The organism is Pirellulales bacterium (assembly GCA_035533075.1).
Lineage (GTDB): Bacteria > Planctomycetota > Planctomycetia > Pirellulales > JAICIG01 > DASSFG01.
Genome location: DATLUO010000003.1, coordinates 1 through 5,056, shown reverse-complemented (window position 1 = coordinate 5,056; position 5,056 = coordinate 1). Strand labels below are relative to the sequence as shown.

Annotated in this window: 4 protein-coding genes; all 4 read left to right on the top strand. The window is 64.6% G+C overall.

Translation table 11 applies throughout. The annotated features are described in order from the left end of the window. Positions 1 to 414 (top strand): hypothetical protein (locus VNH11_00265; GenBank protein HVA44791.1); only part of this gene is annotated, 414 nt, incomplete at its 5' end. 6 nt (positions 415 to 420) lie between these two features. Further along, positions 421 to 2,634, top strand: a complete 2,214-nt coding sequence (locus tag VNH11_00260) for a prolyl oligopeptidase family serine peptidase (GenBank protein HVA44790.1) — start codon at positions 421 to 423, stop codon at positions 2,632 to 2,634. Positions 2,635 to 2,655: 21 nt separating this feature from the next. Next, positions 2,656 to 3,435: an alpha/beta hydrolase-fold protein gene (locus VNH11_00255; GenBank protein HVA44789.1), complete on the top strand. Its 780-nt coding sequence runs from the start codon at positions 2,656 to 2,658 to the stop codon at positions 3,433 to 3,435. A 182-nt stretch (positions 3,436 to 3,617) separates the two neighbouring features. Next, a partial coding sequence (gene pyk, locus VNH11_00250) for a pyruvate kinase (protein ID HVA44788.1) occupies positions 3,618 to 5,056 on the top strand: 1,439 nt, incomplete at its 3' end.

The following is a 5,056-nucleotide window of genomic DNA, read 5'->3' as shown; positions in this document are numbered from 1 at the left end:
GGCGTTGGCAGCCTTCGAAAAAGCACCAGAACGAAAGGTGGCGGCCTTGGCGCAAACTTTTGGCGCGAGTTGGCCATCTTCGAAACTTCGCCAGTTGCGCGTCTACGCTGGCGCTCGGGGCTTTTCGGCTGGCCGATACCTGGTTCATCCGGAAAGTGCGTACCGAGGGTGAGATCGGGCAAGAGACATTGGTTCATCCAACCAGTTCGTACCTCGCCTCGTGGATCGCAAGATCTTCAACTTGAAGAATGCCTGATCGCGGAAACCGTAGGCTTGACGCTTCATGGTCTTGATCTTGTTGTTCGTGCCTTCCAGGGGACCCGTGGAGATGGGGTAGTTGTAGTAGTTGAGGATCCCTTCCCGGTAGGTGCGCATGGTCTTGGCGAACTTGATGAGCATGCGAATGCCGGATGATTCGGCTTGGGCACTCTCATCGTGCTTGCCGGCAGTGCAAGGGCAGCCGAAGTGCGCGCGGTCGTCAAAGAGGTCAAGGCCGACCAGCGAATGCTCGTGTTCGCCGCGGGAGGCAAGGACCACGGCGTCCGCGTCCCGACGGACGTCAAAGTCGTCGATGGCGAGGGACGAGTGTTGCCCGAGGGCATCGCCTCAAAGCAGTTGCAACCGGGCGTCTCAGTTACGCTGGTGGTCGAAGCGACCGACGGAAAGCGAGTGCTGCGCACGATTCGGTTGCAGACAGCCGGGCATGACGTTCCGACTCCAACGAAGCCATCCAGCCGGCAGCCACAACAGGAGACCTCGCACCTGACGCCGCTCACGGACCTCGGGCCGGAGCGGTATCAGGGATTCGAAGGGGGCCTTTATCCCGAGGGGCGAAACAATCGTCCCGCCGAGCACGAAGCGGCGGGCGTCGCTCTGGCCGGACAGATCCGGCCGCTCGACGCGGCGGGGCGGCCGGCCGACGACGGCACGATCGTGCTCTTGGGAATCGGCTTCAGCAACACCGTGCAGGCCTTCAACGGCTTCCAGGAAGCCGTTCAAGCGGACCCGCAGGTCAATCCGCATTTGGTGCTTGTCAACGGGGCGGTCGGCGGCCGGTCGGCCGCGATGATCCAGAATCCCGACGATCAGAAACTGGGCACGCAATACTGGGCGACGGTGGACGAGCGGCTGCAAGCGGCCCATGTCACACGCGAACAGGTGCAAGTGGTCTGGATCAAAGAGACCGACCCCGCGCCGCACCAGGGAGGCTTTCCGAAGTACATCCAGACCCTGGAACAGGAGCTGACGAAGATCGTGCAGATCCTGCCGCGGCGTTTCCCGAACGTCAGGTTGGCATACCTGTCGAGCCGGACCTATGGCGGGTGGGCCATGCGACGGCCGAACGGCGCCGAGGCAGGCAACTCGGAGCCGTTCTCGTACGAATCGGGGTTCGCGGTCAAGTGGCTGATCGAACGGCAGATCGCAGGCGACGCGGAGCTGAACTTCGCTGCGGACCGCGGCGACGCGAAAGCCCCCTGGCTCAGTTGGGCGGCCTACCTGTGGACCAACGGTGCCGTGCCGCGCAAGGACGGCGTCTTCTTCGCCTACGACGACTTCTCCGAGCGCGACCGCATGCACGAGTCGCCCGCCGGCCAGAAAAAAGTCGGCGGACTGCTGCTGAAATTCTTCAAGACCGATCCCACGACGCGGGCCTGGTTTGTGAATTCGTCCGATGCGAACGCGGAACTGAATGCGGAAAACGATTGGGAGCGGCTCTCTGACGGGTCATTGGGAAAGACGACCGAGTTCGCAGGGGTCGGCGGACTATCGATTCCGGCCTACATCCGCAAGCCCGCTGGGCCTGGGCCGTTTCCGGTGGTGATGCTCTTGCACGGTGGCCAGTACGGCCCTGGGGCCGCCTACGCGATGGGGCGGTCGACGCGGTCTCCGACGAAGGAGTTCATCGACGCCGGCTGGGCCGTCTATTCCATCGACTACCGTCCCGTAGAAGGCCTCTCGATCGAACCGGTCGAATTCGACGACACGGTAGAAGCGGTCAAGGCGGTCCGCAAGTTCCCGTTCGTCGATCCCCAGCGGATTGGACTGTTCGGCTGCAGCCACGGCGCGCAGGTCGGCTCGCGCGTCGTCTCACGGGCCAAGCTGCAAGGGGCGGTGCTCTGCGCGCCCGCGGCGCTCGACCTGACGGAAGTGAAACGGGCCGCCGATCGCGGCGAACCGCTCGTGCCGATCTTGCAAAAGCTGGTCCGCGACATGGAGCAAAAGCACAAGGCCACGGCCGACGAGATCTGGAAAGACCCGGCCAAGTACGGCTACAGTTCGGCCATCACCGAGGTGGCGGACGTCGCGTGTCCGGTCCTGATTGTCAACGGGAAGAACGACGATAACTCTCCGACTTCGATCATCGAGATCTACGTGCGGAAACTGAAGGCGGCGGGCAAACAGGTCGAGACCTATCTGCCGGACAACGGTCCGCACGGTTTTTACGTGGGCCGACCCGACATCGCGGAAACGAAAGAAGCGGCCCGGCGAGCGGTGGCCTTTTTTCAACGCCAGTTTAAAGAGCCAACGCCGGCGGAGCCGTCGCGCGCCAGCCAAGCTCCGCCGACTCAGTACCAGTACGGTCCGATGGATTGGGTCGATCCAGACCGGACGGTTCCCGACGGCGCGAGCTAGGCCACCTTTCACGGCCAAACGATTGGCGGCGACGTGAGCTACGTCGTCTATCTTCCGCCGGGTTACGAAGAGAATCCCGACCAACGCTACCCGGTGCTCTACTACTTGCACGCCAGCGGCGGCACGCCGCGCCGAGACGGCGCCGAAATCGTCGGGCGGCTCGACAAAGCGGTCCGCTCCGGGCGGACGGCGCCGATGATCGCCGTGATGCCCAACGGCCTGCGTGGCGCCACGATGTATTGCGACTCGCGAGACGGCAAGTACCCGGTGGAGTCGGTGACGATCAACGATCTGGTACCGCACGTGGACGCGACGTACCGGACGATCGCCTCGCGCGACGGGCGCGCGGTGGAAGGTTTTTCGATGGGCGGTTTCGGCGCCGCGCACTTGGGGTTTAAGTTCCCGGAAGTGTTTGGCGTGATCTCCATTCAGGCGCCGCCGTTGCTCGATCCGGAGCTGACTCAGCCGCTTCCCGCCCGCGCCTGGTCGAAGTTGTTTCCGACGGTCATGGGAAGCGACCTGGACTATTTCCGCCAGAACGACCCCTTCACGCTGGCCGCCAAGAACGCCGACGCGCTGCGCGACCGCACGCTGATCCGGATCGTCTGCCACGTCGAAAACGAAAACTGGCTGGCGCCGCGTTGCGAGGCCCTGCACCGGGTACTGGTGGAGCACACGGTGCCGCACGAGTTCTACTACTTGTCGAACGTCAAGTCGCACAATCGCGATGGGGTGCTGGACACGCTGGGCGACGCCGAGTTCGCCTTTTTCAGATCCTCGCTGGCCGGTGCCCGCCGATAGCTGCGGCACTAGCCAGCGTGGGGCGATCAAGGTAAAGTATTGCCAAGCGTCTTCAAACACCGGACTCACGAGTCCGAACGATCGCCGTGGTGTGTCGCGCACCCCTCATCTCGGCGACGATGCTCGCGCGGTACGCTCGCTGAGCGGGCGTCTCGTCAACGAAACCCAGAAGAGATTGCGTCATGGTCGACACCGCTCCGAGACCCACGTTTGCCCGCACCAAAGTCATCGCCACAATCGGCCCCGCCTGCCGAGAAGAGAGCCAGCTTGCGGAGCTGGTGCGGGCAGGCGTCGACGTGTTTCGCCTCAACATGGCCCACGGCGGCGTCGAGAAGCAGCAAGCCAACCTCGAAGCCGTCCGCCGCGTCAGCCAGGCCGCGGGCCGCCCGATCGGCGTGCTCACCGATCTGGCCGGCCCGAAACTCCGCTTGGGCGAGTTGCCGGGCGGTCAGGTGGAGTGCTGCCAAGATGCCCACCTGCGGTTCGTGCGCGGAGACGTCTCCTCGCAGGCCGACGAGCTGGTGAGCACCTACGCCCGCTTGATCGACGAGGTGAAAGTTGGCGACCGCGTGATGCTGGCCGACGGCACCGTGAGCTTGCAGGTGGAAGAACGCGGCCCCGACGTGGCCGTGTGCCGCGTCGTTCAGTCGGGCATGGTGCGCAGCCGGCAGGGCATCAACTTGCCCGGCGTCAAGCTCGGCCTGCCCGCCATGGACGAAGTGGACTGCGCCCATGCGATCTGGGCGGCGCAGCACGGCGTCGACTTTGTCGGCCTGAGCTTCATCCGTTCGCCCGATGAGGTGCTGGCGCTCAAGGCGCTGCTGCGGGCACACAACTCGCGGGCCATGGTCATCGCCAAGATCGAGAAGCCCGAAGCGCTGGTCCGGCTGGAAGAGATCGTGGCCGCGGCCGACGGCGTGATGGTGGCCCGCGGCGATCTGGGGGTGGAGATCGACGTGGCCCGCATGCCCGTGGCGCAGAAACAGATTGTGGCCGTCTGCAACCGCCATCGCAAGCCGGTGATCATCGCCACGCAGATGCTCGACAGCATGCAGCATTCGCAACACCCCACGCGGGCCGAAGTGACCGATGTGGCGAACGCGATTCTCGACGGCTGCGACGCCTGCATGCTTTCCGGCGAGACGGCCGTGGGCGAATACCCTCGCGCCGCCGTCGAGATGATGAACCGCATCGCTCTGGCCACCGAACCGCTGCTGCGCGGCCGGGCGGCCCAGCCGATCTCCGAAGTGCGGATCGAAGACCTGCACCGCGTGACCGAAGCGGTCGTCTACGGCGTGCAGTTCATCGCCTCGCAGCTCGACGCGAAGCTGATCGTGGTGGTGACGCACAGTGGGGCGACCGCACTGGCGTTGTCGAAACTGCGGACGCACGTGCCGATTGTGGCCGTGTCGGATCTGCCGACGGTCTCCCGACAGATGTGTCTCTACTGGGGCGTCACGCCGCTGGAAAACGTGCCCACGAACGACAGCGACCAACTCATCAAGCACATCGAAACCTGGGGCCGCACGACGGGCATGCTGTCGGCCGGCGACCACATCGTGGTCGTCAGCGGCATCGGGCTCGTCGCATCGGGACACAACATGCTGGTGGTGCATGAGGT